This is a genomic window from Campylobacter sp. BCW_6871, assembly GCF_001762325.1.
Classification (GTDB): Bacteria; Campylobacterota; Campylobacteria; order Campylobacterales; family Campylobacteraceae; genus Campylobacter_D; species Campylobacter_D jejuni.
In genome coordinates this window covers 14,149-27,974 of record NZ_MJWQ01000032.1, presented here as the reverse complement: position 1 = coordinate 27,974, position 13,826 = coordinate 14,149, and the positions used below count along the sequence as shown (strand labels likewise).

Annotated in this window: 16 protein-coding genes and 1 pseudogene; 5 read left to right on the top strand and 12 right to left on the bottom strand. The window is 29.5% G+C overall.

Features of this window, described 5'->3' with window-relative positions; translation table 11 throughout:
- Positions 1–6 precede the first annotated feature (6 nt).
- The 4 genes and pseudogenes from AJ930_RS10485 (at position 7) to AJ930_RS02750 (ending at position 1,955) form a co-directional block, all read left to right on the top strand.
- Positions 7–437: pseudogene (locus AJ930_RS10485) on the top strand (hypothetical protein).
- 85 nt (positions 438–522) lie between these two features.
- Positions 523–942 (top strand): copper chaperone PCu(A)C, encoded by a 420-nt coding sequence (locus AJ930_RS02760; RefSeq protein ID WP_002861604.1) that lies wholly within the window; start codon positions 523–525, stop codon positions 940–942.
- Positions 943–945: 3 nt separating this feature from the next.
- Positions 946–1,398, top strand: a complete 453-nt coding sequence (locus AJ930_RS02755) for a hypothetical protein (protein WP_002861605.1) — start codon at positions 946–948, stop codon at positions 1,396–1,398.
- A complete protein-coding gene (locus AJ930_RS02750) occupies positions 1,395–1,955 on the top strand; it encodes an SCO family protein (protein WP_004305960.1) in 561 nt (186 codons plus the stop codon). Before AJ930_RS02755 ends, AJ930_RS02750 begins: the two co-directional genes overlap by 4 nt.
- A gap of 6 nt (positions 1,956–1,961) precedes the next feature.
- Here the strand turns inward: AJ930_RS02750 and cysM are convergent, their stop codons facing one another.
- The 3 genes from cysM to ciaB all read right to left on the bottom strand — a co-directional run bounded on the left by cysM (position 1,962) and on the right by ciaB (position 5,218).
- Entirely contained in the window at positions 1,962–2,861 is a 900-nt protein-coding gene (gene cysM, locus AJ930_RS02745) for a cysteine synthase B (RefSeq protein ID WP_002861607.1), read from the bottom strand.
- A 126-nt stretch (positions 2,862–2,987) separates the two neighbouring features.
- Positions 2,988–3,284 (bottom strand): HU family DNA-binding protein, encoded by a 297-nt coding sequence (locus AJ930_RS02740; protein WP_002861608.1) that lies wholly within the window; start codon positions 3,282–3,284, stop codon positions 2,988–2,990.
- Positions 3,285–3,385: 101 nt separating this feature from the next.
- Positions 3,386–5,218 carry an invasion protein CiaB gene (gene ciaB / locus AJ930_RS02735; protein WP_004305962.1) on the bottom strand — a complete coding sequence of 611 codons (1,833 nt, stop codon included), beginning with the start codon at positions 5,216–5,218 and terminating at the stop codon, positions 3,386–3,388.
- A 61-nt stretch (positions 5,219–5,279) separates the two neighbouring features.
- On the opposite strand from ciaB, the gene AJ930_RS02730 reads away from it, so the two are divergent.
- Positions 5,280–5,693: an acyl-CoA thioesterase gene (locus AJ930_RS02730; RefSeq protein ID WP_002853544.1), complete on the top strand. Its 414-nt coding sequence runs from the start codon at positions 5,280–5,282 to the stop codon at positions 5,691–5,693.
- Between the two features lie 40 nt (positions 5,694–5,733).
- Here AJ930_RS02730 and kcuS read toward each other — a convergent pair whose 3' ends face one another.
- From kcuS to AJ930_RS02685, 9 genes are all read right to left on the bottom strand, one after another.
- A complete protein-coding gene (gene kcuS / locus AJ930_RS02725; protein WP_070233358.1) occupies positions 5,734–5,931 on the bottom strand; it encodes a KCU-star family selenoprotein in 198 nt (65 codons plus the stop codon).
- Complete coding sequence (locus AJ930_RS02720) at positions 5,912–8,023, bottom strand: carbon starvation CstA family protein (RefSeq protein ID WP_070274803.1); 2,112 nt, start codon at positions 8,021–8,023, stop codon at positions 5,912–5,914. The genes kcuS and AJ930_RS02720 overlap by 20 nt, the downstream gene beginning before the upstream one ends.
- A 165-nt stretch (positions 8,024–8,188) precedes the next feature.
- Positions 8,189–9,118, bottom strand: a complete 930-nt coding sequence (locus tag AJ930_RS02715; RefSeq protein ID WP_002861611.1) for a ribose-phosphate pyrophosphokinase — start codon at positions 9,116–9,118, stop codon at positions 8,189–8,191.
- A 107-nt stretch (positions 9,119–9,225) separates the two neighbouring features.
- Positions 9,226–9,885 (bottom strand): amino acid ABC transporter permease, encoded by a 660-nt coding sequence (locus AJ930_RS02710; RefSeq protein WP_070274802.1) that lies wholly within the window; start codon positions 9,883–9,885, stop codon positions 9,226–9,228.
- A 10-nt stretch (positions 9,886–9,895) separates the two neighbouring features.
- Complete coding sequence (locus AJ930_RS02705; protein WP_002853332.1) at positions 9,896–10,648, bottom strand: amino acid ABC transporter permease; 753 nt, start codon at positions 10,646–10,648, stop codon at positions 9,896–9,898.
- 1 nt (position 10,649) lies between these two features.
- A complete protein-coding gene (gene peb1A, locus AJ930_RS02700) occupies positions 10,650–11,429 on the bottom strand; it encodes a bifunctional adhesin/ABC transporter aspartate/glutamate-binding protein PEB1a (protein ID WP_044780510.1) in 780 nt (259 codons plus the stop codon).
- A 21-nt stretch (positions 11,430–11,450) separates the two neighbouring features.
- Positions 11,451–12,179, bottom strand: coding sequence for an amino acid ABC transporter ATP-binding protein (locus AJ930_RS02695; protein WP_002865902.1), 729 nt, complete (start codon positions 12,177–12,179; stop codon positions 11,451–11,453).
- Between the two features lie 135 nt (positions 12,180–12,314).
- Positions 12,315–13,103: a CheR family methyltransferase gene (locus tag AJ930_RS02690; protein WP_002865901.1), complete on the bottom strand. Its 789-nt coding sequence runs from the start codon at positions 13,101–13,103 to the stop codon at positions 12,315–12,317.
- A 15-nt stretch (positions 13,104–13,118) separates the two neighbouring features.
- The gene (locus AJ930_RS02685; protein ID WP_002861616.1) at positions 13,119–13,673 is read right to left on the bottom strand and encodes a CheB methylesterase domain-containing protein; all 555 of its coding nucleotides are present in this window, start codon (positions 13,671–13,673) and stop codon (positions 13,119–13,121) included.
- Positions 13,674–13,826 lie beyond the last annotated feature (153 nt).

Here is a 13,826-nt window from a genome sequence, read left to right as displayed (position 1 = left end):
TAAGAAATTTTTTATAGAAATATCTTTTTAGGCATTTTGTTTTTAGCTTTTTATGTATTATATGATAAAAAGAAAGTATATTTAGCTTAAATACATGCCAAGATCTAGCTTGTGACTTAAATTTACAAGATTGTGTTTTTCTTTTAATAAAAAAATATTGAAGTTTCAGCCTACCCAAAACCTATAAAAATTTTCAATAAAACTACTATAAAAATTAAAAATTCTCCTCATTATTCTAATTTAAAGATTAAAATTTATAGTTTAAATTCCTAAATTTATATAGTTAATGGTGATATTCTTATAAATTTTATAGATGGAAGTATTACCAATGATTCTAGATTTAGGGTTGAATTTTTAGACAATAATACTCCAACTGGTTTTTTCTTTGATTGTGATGTTACTATGCAAAAAATTTTCAAACAGGTAACACACATTGAAAGATTTTAAAAAATTTATATTCAAATAAAAATATTTTTTGATATAATGAACAAATGTTTAATGTTATAAAAATAAGGATGCAATATGAAAAAAATTCTTCTCTTAGGCGCTCTTTTTGCTGTAAATCTTTGGGCTGTTAATGATATAGAGGTAAAAAATGCCTTTGTAAAACAAACTCCACCTCATGCGCAAAATAGTGCTATTTTTCTTACCATTTTTAATAATACTGATAAAGATATTGCTTTAATAGGTGTCAAAAGCGATATCAGTGAAGCAAGTGAACTGCATACACATATACATAAAGATGGAAAAATGATGATGCAAAAAATTCCTGAAATTATTATAAAAGCTCATTCAAGCACAGAACTTAAATCAGGAAGTTACCATATAATGCTTTTAAAACTAAAAAAACCTATTATTAAAGATACGAAGGTAAAGTTAGATTTAAAATTTAATAATCACAAAACCATAGAGTTAAAAAATATTGATTCTAAAGAATTTTAATTAATGAGAAAAATTATTTTTATCCTAGCTTTTGCTTTTGTTATTGCTACTTTATATATTATTTTTGATTTTTATATAATAAAAGATTCTCAAAAAATAACAAAAGCTGATTTTTCCACCCCATTGACTTGCGATCTTAATGTTAAAGACTGCACATATAGTTTTAATAATAAAGAAGTCTTAATTTCCCTAAATCCCAAACCCTTACAATCTTTAGATGTTACAAATCTAAAGATTGTAAATCTAGGAAATTATAACAACTTAGGAATTAAAATTTATGGATTAAATATGTATATGGGTGAAATTAAGCCTAAAATACATCGATTAAATTTAACAGACTATGAAAGCAAAATAGTTCTTGCTACTTGTGTTTTAGATACTATGCGTTTTAGGGTAGAATTTATGGATAATAATAAACCCATAGGGTTTTATTTTGATTTTGAGCTAAAAAAATGAAAAAAAATATTATTTTATTTATAGTTATAGTTGCCATTATTTTAGGTGTAATATTTTTTATTAAAAATCATCAAAATTCTTATGATTTTATCTTGAAATCAGATTTAAAAGAGGAAGCCACCCTAAAAGATTTTAAAGGAGATAAGCTTATTATCTATTTTGGATACACTTATTGCCCTGATGTTTGTCCGGCAACTCTTAGTTTAGTAGGCAAAGCCTTAAAGCAAATCAATAATCCTAAGGCTCACCTTCTTTTTATTTCTTTAGATCTAAATAGAGATAATAACTTAAGTAATACAAACGAATGGTTACGATACTTTTACCCAAAAGCAGATGCTTTAATTGCAAAAGATGAAAAAACTCTTCAAAAAATAACAAAACAATATAATGTTCAATATCAAAAAATAGATCTAAATGATTCTTTTATGGGTTATTCTATAGCACATAGCAATATGCTTTATCTTATTGATGAAAAAGGTCATTTTTATAAAGAAATTAGCGATTTAAATCCACAAGAAATTTTAAGAGAACTTAGAATTTTTCTAAATTCTCAATAATTATACTTAAGCAAAAAGATCAGTTGAGAGATATCTTTCAGCCGTATCGTTTAGCATAGTTAAAATTCTTTTATCTGGAAATTTCTTTGCTAGCATACTTGCGGCAAATACATTTGCTCCACTTGATATACCTACCATTAAACCACTTTTGGCAAGCTCTTTGGCTGTATTTATAGCATCTTCATTGCTTACCGTGATCACTTCATCTATAACTTCTTTATTTAGAATAGCAGGTATAAAATTCGCCCCTATTCCTTGTATTTTATGGCTTCCCGCTTCACCTTTGCTAAGCAATGGAGAATTTAGAGGCTCGACTCCAACAATATGCACTTTTTCTAATTTTTCTTTTAGTATTTCCCCAACTCCACTAATAGTACCGCCAGTTCCAAAACCAGCTACAAAAATATCAAGTTTATTATCCAAATCTCTTAAAATTTCTAAAGCCGTATTCTTACGATGCGCATTTTTATTTGAAATATTTTCAAATTGAGAAATCATAAAAGAATTTGGAGTATTTAACAATATTTCATTTGCTTTATCAACCGCTCCTTTCATTCCTAAATTTGCAGGAGTTAATTCTAACCTAGCGCCAAAGAGTGTTATCATTTTTCTTCTTTCTAAACTCATAGATTCAGGCATTACAGCAATAAATTTAAGTCCCAAATCTGCACAAATCATAGCCAAAGAAATTCCAGTATTTCCACTAGTTGCTTCAACTATTGTAGTATCTTGATTAATTTTTTTACTATCTAAAGCATCTTTAATCATTTCAAAAGCTGCTCTATCTTTTATAGAATGACTAGGATTTAAAAATTCACATTTAGCAAAAACATTGATACCAAATTTTTTTAAATGCATAATGGGAGTATTTCCTATAAGCTCACTTACTTTTTCATGTACTTTCATAATTTTAATATCCTTTTTTATTTAATAATGATAGTTTTATAAAAGTTTAAAAAAATAAAGTAAATAAAAGATGCAAAATATCCGAATCAATCAAGAAAGAAGGCTAGAATTTATCTAGCCGAAGTTTTATTTTTTCTTTTTGTTGCTTGCTTTTGCAACAGCTTCTTTAAGGTTTTTACCTACCTTAAATTTTGCAACTCTTGTAGCAGGAACTTTAATTGTTTTTCCTGTGCTTGGTACTCTAGCTTCTCTAGCAGCTCTTTCTTGAGTTGAAAAAGTACCAAAACCAATAAAACTGATGCTATCACCTTTAGCTAAAACATCAGTAATAGTAGAAATAACTGCATCAGTAGCAGTAGTAGCGTCTTTTTTTGTTAGCCCAGCTGTTTGAGCAACTAATGAAATGAAATCTGCTTTAGTCATAAAAGCTCCTTTGTTTTAATTGAAACGCCTAATTTTAGCATATTTAAAAAACAATATCAAGTAAAAAACAGCTTTTTTTAAGTTTTTTTCAAAAAACTTTATTATTTTTTCTTATATCTTTCAAATTCTCCGCTATTATCAATTTCATTACCAATTTTCTCGTATAAATCATAATAAAATTTAACAAATTCTTTACACTTAGGCATAATAGGAAGAAAAATATCATCTTCAATTTCACAAAATCTACTTAAAAACTCTTTTGCATCAAGTCTTAAAGCATAGTGTTTTGCCAATTCATGATAATTTTTTAAAGTTAGTTCTTTAAATTTTTCATAATGCCCTAAATCAAAATTTATCTTCAAATTATTATTTTCAAAAATCAATACTTCACTTTCAAAAAGCAAACTAAGATGAATAAGTCCTTCTGTATAATAAGGTCTAACTTCATCAACCCTTTGCCAAGAAATAAGTCCAATAGCCCTTTTTATAAGTTCATGAAAAACAGGCATTATCAAGTCATCTTGTTCGTGATAAAAGAAATTTATAAGTCCACCTGTAGTAGCTTTATATTCTTCTATATTTTTAAAAAAACCACTCTGATTCATTGTTTTTTCAGTATCATTAGCAATAAAAAATATATGACCAAATTCATGGCCTATAGTTGATACTTCATAAACCCTTTTCCAAATTTTTTCCTGATAAAATAAAATATTTCTTCCAAAATCTAAAAATTCTTTATCAAAAATCTCGCTAGAAATTTTCATAAAAGGCTTTGTTTTAGCATTTTCATATACAAAATTTATAAAGGCAAATATTTTTTTGCCCGCCTTAGAACTTACAAACTCATCATTTGGAACGACTTGAGCTGAGAATAAACCTTTAAGTTCAGCACCATAAAATATCATCGGAGTGCAAATATAAAGTTGAGTTTTTTCTATATTAGATAAAACTTCTTTTTCTAATTCACAATCTTCAAGTCCTATATTTTTATAAACATGTTCAAAACTCTCCTTAATTTCACTACCAAATTTCAAAACATCAAAATCATTCTCATCTTCTATTCTTATATCCCATTCTAATGCCACCGCATGAGTATAATTATCTTCATAATATTCTAAAGGATGTCCCACTTGTAAAGGTGATTTTACTTTCATCCAAGCAAATTCAGCTTCTTGCCAAGCTTTTATAACTCTATCTTCATCTTTTTCGCAAAACGCTAATTTTAATTTTTCAAAATATTCTATATAAGCTTTTTCCTCTTCGTTGCTAGCAAATATTTTTAGCTGATCAATCATATTTTCAAAAGCAAATTCTAATTTTAAAATTTCATTCTCGAAAAATCTCGCATAAGGAACAAATTTCCATAAATTTCCTATTCTAACTAAAACACCATAGCTTCGCTCACAAATTTCTCCTTCTGAAGTTTTTTGATATAAACGATTTTTACGCAAAAATTCCATTGCATCATCTAAATTTGGAAATTGAGTAGATAAAATTTTATTATTTTTTTCTATAATTTCTTTAGTCCAAGAAATTTCAAAAATATTCATAATTAAACCTATATTATGCACTCCTTGTATTAAGGACTGATAAAAATTATTTAAAAGCTTTTTCTCTTTTATTTCATTAATTAAATTTTGATGTTCTTTTTCATAAAACTTTCTAATCTCTTCATAGAACTTATGTTTTAACTCTATAATCTTATCTTCCTTAAAGTTGTTTTTTTTCCATTCTTGAACTAAATTTTCTTCTTTTAAATCAACCAAACGCCTAAGTATGGCTAGCATAGTTGTTTTATCTTGTTTTAATTCGCTTAAAGAAATCAAAGATCTAAAATACTCGCCCACATCTTCTTTGTCTAAAAACTCATATAACGCATTATTTCTTTCTTTGTATTTTCTAACCAATTTAGCTATTTCTTTAAAATTATTCATACTTTTATTCTCCTTTTTAACTTTTTTAATTATAATTCATTTTTTAAAATAAGGAGTAAAAATGAGAGATATGGGAGAACCAAAATTAAAAATTGTAGCCATGCCAAGTGACACAAATCCAGCGGGAAATATTTTTGGCGGATGGATACTTTCACAAATCGATTTAGCAGGAGCTATCGCAGCAAGAGAACTTTCTCCTGAACGCGTTGTAACCATCTCTATGGATAAAGTAGTTTTTAAAGAACCTGTTTTTATAGGCGATATAATTTCTTGTTACTCTAAAGTTGTAAATGTGGGCAACACTTCAATCAGCGTTGAAGTAGAAGTCACAGCTCAAAGAGTGGATTCTCAAGGTTGTACTTCTTGCATTAATGTAACTTCGGCTTTAGTAACTTATGTAAGTGTTACAAGAGATGGAAAGAAAAAGCCTATTAGTGAAGAACTTAAAAGAATTCATGGCTTTTTAAATGCTTAAAGCTTATTTTGTATGATAAAAACTTTATCCTTTAAGCTTATCAGCATTTATTTAAACCGCCACTATTATATTTTTTATCTAGACATTCTTTGAAAAATTCCCCTCTGGTTTTTGGAATTTTTCCTGGATATTTTTGTTTCATATGTTCTAAATACTTATCATAACTAGAAAGTCCCACCAAGGGATGAAAAAACCTTTCGGCTTTTTCATAATAATACTTAAATTTTTTGAAATTCATCAATCTTAATATACTTAGTTTCTTTAAGAGGAATTTTAATTTTACCTAAACAAATTCCTATACAAGAAATTATAACAAGCAAGGTGGCTATCATAAAGAACACACAAAGAATTGCATTAAGTAAATTTCCAACTTTACTTTGAGTGGCTATTAAAATTTCTTTTTTAATTGTAGAAATTTCTTTTTCATCTTTAGTATTATTTAATTTAAATTCTAAATCTTTAATTTTTTGACTTTGTATGCTAACGGCGGCTACATGACTTACCGCATTTGCTACTTTATTGCCTTCTTTATAAGGCATAATTTTTTGAATTCCTCCATACAGAGTTGCCACTAAGACAAATACCGCAGGTATTAAAGTAACCCAAGTATATCTTGCCTTGCCCATTTTTACAAGTATAGTTGTAGCAAGAAGCAAAGCCATACCCGCAAGCATTTGATTGCTCACGCCAAAAAGAGGCCAAAGCGTATAAATTCCCCCCTTAGGATCAATGGCGCCTTGATAAAGAAAATATCCCCAACCTGTAACACTTAAAGCCGTAGCCAAAAGTCCAGCTAGATAATTATGAATATCTCCTAAAGGTTTATAAACATTACCCAGTATATCTTGCACCATAAAACGACAAGCCCTTGTTCCAGCATCTACCGCTGTTAAAATAAATAAAGCTTCAAACAATATAGCAAAATGATACCAAAAAGCCATCAAATCCACGCCGCCAAAAAGTTCATGCAAGATCAAAGCTACACCTATAGCAAAAGTTGGAGCTCCACCTGTTCTTGAAAGTATAGTATGCTCTCCTATATTTGTAGTCAAAGCAGTAATTTCTTCAGGAGTAATGCTAAATCCCCAACTTGAAATAGTTTGTGCTACACTTACAACATCTGTTCCTATCAAAGCAGAGCTTGAGTTTATAGCAAAATAAAGACCTGGATGTAAAATACAAGCACAAATTAAAGCCATAATCGCCACAGCACTTTCAGCAAGCATAGAGCCATATCCAACAGCTAAGGCGTGAGTTTCGTTTTCAAGCATTTTAGGAGTAGTTCCACTAGAAATCAAAGCATGAAAACCACTGATCGCACCACAAGCAATGGTAATAAATAAAAATGGAAATACTCCACCTGCAAATACTGGACCTGTTCCATCAAAATACTGAGTATTTGCTTTTGGCATTTGCAAATCAGGAGCAACCAAAACAATAGCTACAGCCATTACCACAATAACACCGATTTTCAAAAAAGTTGAAAGATAATCTCTTGGAGCAAGTAAAAACCACACAGGTAAAACAGAAGCAATAAAGCCATAAGCCATCATAACAACTGCTAAAGTTGGAGCTTCTAAAGTAAATATTTTAGCCCAATAAGGATCAGCAGCTACAACGCTACCATAATGAATAGCCAAAATTAAAAGCACAAAACCTATTATAGAAGCCTCCCCTACTCTACCTGGGCGGATAAAACGCATATAAATTCCCATAAATATTGCTATAGGAATAGTCATTGAGATAGTAAATAAACCCCATGGAGATTCTGCTAAAGCTTTTACAACCACCATAGCTAAAATGGCAATAATAATAAGCATAATGCCAAAAATCGCCACCATAGCAACTCCACCTGTAAATTTACCCATCTCATCCTTAATCATCTCGCCAAGACTTCTACCTTTTCTACGAGTAGATATAAAAAGAACAACAAAATCATGCACAGCACCCGCTAAAACTCCTCCTACTAAAATCCAAAGCATAGAAGGCAAATATCCCATTTGAGCAGCCAAGATAGGTCCTACTAATGGACCTGCTCCTGCAATAGCAGCAAAATGATGTCCAAATAATACAGCCTTATTTGTAGGCACAAAATCACGCCCATCATTTTCTACAAGCGCCGGTGTTGCGCGATTTTTATCAAGTTCTAAAACCTTATAAGCTACAAAATGCCCATAAAATCTATATCCTATCATATAAATACATACAGCAGCAACCACCAAATAAATCGCTGATACACTTTCGCCATTTTGTAAAGCTAAATAACCAAAACAAATAGCACCTAAAGTTGCAACAAGCAACCATAAAATTTTAGTACTTAACTGAGTCATATTTCTCCTAAGAAAATAAAATATTTTCAAAGAATAACAGATTTATAGATTAAATTGTATAGAAAGATGTTTAGTTTTTTCACATTTTTAAAAAATATATGTTTTTTGTTTCTTTAAGTAGCATAAAAATGAAAAGCTTAAAAACAATCTTTAAGCTTTTTTAATCTAAATAAAGAGAGAATTTACACTTTCGTTATGATAAACACGACGTATTACTTCAGCAAAAACAGATGTAACACTTAATACTTTAATATTTGGTAATTGCTCTTTTAAAGGTATGGTATCTGTTACTACAAGCTCATCTAAAGCTCCACTTGCTATTCTCTCATAGGCTTTTCCACTTAAAACTGCATGAGTACAGCAAGCCATAACAGATTTTGCACCTTTTTCTTTTAAAGCTTCTGCAGCTTTAACTATAGTGCCAGCAGTATCAATAATATCATCTACTAGGATAACTTCTTTATCTTTTACATCTCCAATGATGTTCATTACTTCACTTTCATTGGCTTTTTCGCGACGCTTATCAACTATAACTATATCAAGTCCTAAATGCTTTGCAACACTCCTAGCTCTTGCAACACCGCCTATATCTGGACTTCCTATAATAGCATTTTTAAAATGTTTGGCTTTAATATAATCATTAAAAACTATACTTCCATAAAGATTATCTACTGGAATATCAAAAAAACCCTGAATTTGTCCTGCATGCAAATCTATCGTAGCTACGCGATCAATCCCAGCTGCCTGAATCAAATTAGCCACAAGTTTAGCAGTAATTGGCACTCTAGGATTTGCTTTTCTATCTTGTCTCGCATAGCCAAAATATGGGATAATAGCCGTAATCGAATTTGCACTTGAGCGACGCAAAGCATCTGTAAGAATTAAAAGTTCCATTAAATTATCGTTTGTAGGAGCACAAGTACTTTGAATAATAAAAACATCCTTTCCGCGTACGCTCTCATCAATTTGAACACTAATCTCCCCATCACTAAACCGTTTTACTCCAGCATCGCTTAAAGGCAGGGAAAGATATTTAGAAACTTGTCTTGCAAATTCCACATTAGCTGAGCCTGAAAAAATTTTATAACCTCGCATAAAAAACCTTAATCAATAAAATTATGAATTAATACAAAGGATTTTAATAAAAAAAATGTTAAAAACTGCTGTAAATTTAAAAAGCTTATATAAAAATATAAGCTTTTTTAAGAAATGTAAGCTGTCTTTTTGGCATAATATCTTACCAACATAGAAAGTGAAAAACATATTATAAAATAGATTCCCGCAACAACACCTATCATCGCTAAAATTTCTTCAAAACTTGTTAGTTTTGCCAATATAGTTTTTGAGTTATAAGTAAGCTCAGCTATACCTAAACCCGCTAAATAAGCTGTATCCTTTACAGTGGTTACAATTTGAGATAATAAAGCAGGTACTATTTTTCTAAAAGTTTGTGGTAAAATAATATAAAAAAGAGTAAAAAATTTACCAAAACCTTGAGAATAAGCTGCTTCAAACTGACCTTTTGGTATAGAATTTAATCCACCTCTAATAATTTCAGCCATAACCGAACTCGTATAAAGTGAAAATCCTATAGTACCCCAAAAAGCTTGAGGAAATTGTCCAAAAAATATAGGTAGAACAAAACAAGCTGCAAGCATCCATAATAATAAAGGAGTATTTCTAAAAATATCTATATAGCAAGCTGCTAAAAATTTACTTAATCTATCCCCATAATTTTTAGTTATAGCTAAAAAAGTTCCAAAAATAATCGAAATAATACAAGTTGCTAAGGCTATTTTTAATGTCAGAAATAAACCTTGCATTAAAAATTCAATATTTTGTGCATTAAAAACATTTTCCATTAACAACCCTTTATCTCGTTAAATGTGCTTTTTTTAATTTATTTTCATAAGCCTTTGCAAAATAAGCCAAAGGATAACAAATTATAAAATATAAAACCGCTGCAAATATATAAGCTGGCGCATAATTTCCATAATCAGCTGCGTAACTATCAGCAGAATGCATTAACTCAGCTCCACCTACAATAAGCAATACAGAGGTATTTTTGATTAAATTTACCATTTGATTTGTCATCGGTGGTAAAATAATTCTAATGGTTTGAGGTACTATAATATAACGCATTTGTTGAATATAAGTAAACCCTTGAGACGCAGAAGCTTCAAACTGACCTCTTGGTACAGCCAAAATTCCACTTCTAACCACCTCGCTTACATAAGCTCCGTGATAAGCCCCAACACCCAATACACCAATAGTAAATATATCAAGTCTTATACCTAAAACAGGCAAGGCATAAAACAAAAAGAAAATTTGTATTACCAAAGGAACATTTTGAAAAAGCTCTACGTAAATTCTAGTGTAGGCTCTGATAATTTTAAATCTACTTGTAGCCATAACTCCGCCTATAGTTCCAAAAATTGTAGCTATAAGCAAAGCAAGAATGCTTACTTCTAAAGTATAAATAAAACCATTAATAAAAGCATCTTTATTATCCAAAGCATCTAAAAATTTCCATACCGCAAAAGGGCTTATACTATTTTCATCATATAAACCCCAAGAAGTAAGAATTTGTCTTAAATGTTCAACAAAACCTACACTTTCATTCATATTATAAACCCCATTTTTTCGCTAAAGCATCAATTTCACTTTTATGTTCTTTTACAAAATCATCAACATATTTTGCAAAAGCTGGATCATCTTTTTTGGTTACAATACCATAACTTTGTGGTTCAAAACTATCTGGTAAAATTTCACTTTTATCATCCACATAACCTAACAATATTGATTTGTCTACAGAAAACGCATCAACTCTTTTAGCATCTAAAGCAGCTTTTATACTTGGATAATCAGGAAATTCACTAAATTTAACATCGACACCAATTTTTTTAGCAGCTTCACCTATAGCTTTTTTTGTAGTTGCAGCTTGAGCTACTCCAATATTTGCACCTTTCATATCAGCTAAAGATTTATAATTTTTTTCTTTTAAAACTAAAAGCCCTATAGCATCTTGATAATAAGGTTCTGAGAAATTATAAATTCTTTTTCTCTCTGGAGTAATAGTAAAAGTTGCTATCACTGCATCTACACTACCATTATCAAGCAAAGGGCCTCTTGTTTTAGCATTAACTGCGACTAGTTTTATTTTTTTATCATCACCTAATATACTTTTAGCTAGCAATTTGGCAACATCTACTTCAAAACCTTTAATTTCACCTGTTGCTTGATCAAGTAAAGCATAATGTGGAACATCATTTTTAACACCAACTATTAATTGTCCTTTAGATTTAATAGACTCAAGTTTACCTTCTGCTGCATTAGCATTACTGAATGCAACACAAGCACCTAGAGCAAAAACTGCCAACTTTAATAAAGATTTTCTAAAAACCATTTTTTCTCCTTTCAATTTTGGTTAATTTTTAAGAATTTTCCCTAAAAAGAGTCGCGCTCGTTCGGTTTTTGGATTTGAGAAAAATTCACTAGGAATATTTTCTTCCACAATAGCGCCATCTTCCATAAAAATAATCCTATCTGCTACTTCTTTTGCAAAACCCATTTCGTGTGTAACAACCACCATGGTAGTATTGCTTTGGTGTGAAATTTCTTTCATTACATCTAAAACCTCTTGTATGGTTTCTGGATCAAGGGCTGAAGTAGGTTCATCAAATAAAATATAGGGTTTTTTAGTACAAAGTGATCTTGCTATAGCAACGCGCTGTTGTTGTCCGCCTGAAAGGGTTGCTGGATAAACATTTGCTTTATCCACTAAACCTACGACTTTTAAATACTTAAAAGCTGTTTCTTCAGCTTCTTTTTTAGATTTTTTTTGAAGTTTCATTGGAGCTAAGGTTAAATTTTGCAAAACCGTCATATGTGGATATAAATTAAAATGCTGAAAAACCATTGCACAATATTTTCGACAAATTTCAATTTTATTTTTATGATTTAAAACAAGATTGTTAACTACGACCTCTCCTGAACTAACTTCTTCAAGCCCATTCATGCAACGGATAGTTGTACTTTTTCCACTTCCACTTGGACCTATAATAACAAGCTTCTCACCTTCTTTAACAGAAAGATTAATATTCTTTAGAACATGATGAGTTCCGTAGTATTTGTTTACATTTTTTAATTCAATCAAGTTTTTTCCTTTATTTTTAACTAAATATAAAATTAATTAAAATTATTTTATCATTAAATAAAGAAAACTACTTCAAAATGTAACTTATTTTTACTAATAAATTTCTAAAGTGTAACTTTTAGTAATTTTTAGAATTCATACTTTTTCATAGTAAACACCTCTTGGAGAGAAAATCTTTTTAAAATAAATAGTCTCTGGAATTAAATCAGCATTGCCAACATAAAGCCTTCCTTTATCATTTAAAATTCTATGAAATCTCTCCATAAGTTTTAGTTTTGATTCATGATCAAAATAAATAATCATATTTCTAGAAGCTATAATATCAAATTTTCCCAATCTTGAAAATTTTTCTTCAAAAACATTGCAAAGTTCAAATTTACAAGTACAAAGCTCATTTTTATTAATAGTATAAAATTTATCTTCGCTTTCTAAAAAAAACCTTCTTTTTTCACTCTCGCTCAATCGCTGTAAAGTTCTTCCTTGATATTTTCCAAGTTTTGCTTTTTCAATCACGCTTGAATTAATATCAATGCCTAAAATATACATATCTTTAATAAAATTCTGTGCAGCCAATAATGCCAAAGAATATACCTCTTCTCCACTTGAACAAGGGGCGCTTAGGATATTTACTCTCTTTTCTAAGCTTTTGGCATAATAAATTATTTCTTTCAATTGAGCCAATTCTCTTAAAAAATAAGTTTCACCTATGGTTACAAAATCTAAAGTTTCTTGTTTAAGTTGTCTATTACTTTTTAATTTTCCCAAAAATTCGGAAAAATTTTTAGTATTAGTTCCTTCAAGAAATTTATTCAACTTTAAAGCTAATATATTTTTTTTATCGGTTAAATCAATACCGCTCATTTCGTTGATAATTTTTATAAATTCATTAAGTTCTAATTCGCTAGGAGTTATTTTTTTTTCCATGTAATTTTCCTTTTATTAATCCTGATCAATAAAATTTATAATTTCTTTTTTAATTTCTTTTAAGCTCATAGGTTTTAAATGTGGATTCATATCTTTTGCTCTTTTTGGCATACCATAAACGACGCTATCTGCCTCATTCTCACATAAACATCTAACCCCTGTTTTATAAAGCTCAAATAAACCTTTTGCGCCATCATCTCCCATACCCGTTAAAATAATAGCAAGTATTTTATTTGTTTTTGCCAAAGAAACAGCGGAATGAAAAAGCAAATCTACACTTGGCTTAAAACTTGATACCACATCTTGCCAAGAGGCTACAATATTTAAATTTCCAGATAAAATAGTATTTTTAGGGCAAATATAAATTTTATTGCTTAATATCTCTTTATCGTTCAATAAGCACACTTCACTAAAAGCCTCTTTATTAAATTGCCCCACAAAAGATGGAATAAAACTAACACTCATGTGTTGAGCTATAACTACACAAGTATTTTTTATATCAATATCCTTTAAAAGAAATTTAAGCTGATTAGGACCACCTGTTGAAGATCCTATGAGTATGAGCTTCATTTTCTTCTCCCCTTAATTTATTGAAATTTTATTTTTCTTGTCGCAAATTCTAACATATATAAAGAAAAATAAAGCTTATTTTTAAAAAAAGAAAAGCTGTTTTTATGATTTAATATGATAAGATTAGATTTTTATCTTATTTTATATAGTAAT